This window comes from Saccharothrix coeruleofusca (assembly GCF_014648515.1).
GTDB classification, from domain to species: Bacteria; Actinomycetota; Actinomycetes; order Mycobacteriales; family Pseudonocardiaceae; genus Actinosynnema; species Actinosynnema coeruleofuscum.
Genome location: NZ_BMRG01000004.1, coordinates 54,727 through 54,942 on the forward strand (window position 1 = coordinate 54,727; position 216 = coordinate 54,942).

The 216-nt window shown below is 73.6% G+C and carries 1 pseudogene; it reads left to right on the top strand.

What is annotated here, in order from left to right:
- Positions 1-216: pseudogene (locus IEZ00_RS36525) on the top strand (NADP-dependent oxidoreductase); the annotation flags it as partial.

Consider the following 216-nt stretch of genomic DNA (forward strand, 5'->3'; position numbering starts at 1 on the left):
CCCGGAGCGGCTGGCCGCGCTGGTCACCCTGATCCGTCCCGGCGGCACCCTGGTCAACACCACGGTGTGGATGCCCGCGCCGTCCGACGAGGACCGCGGCGTGCGCGGCGTCGACGTGTTCGTCCGCAGCGACGCCGAACAGCTGGCGCAGCTGGTGGAGCTGGTCGACCGCCACGAACTGCACATCGACATCGCCCGGCGGGTGCCGCTGGCGGA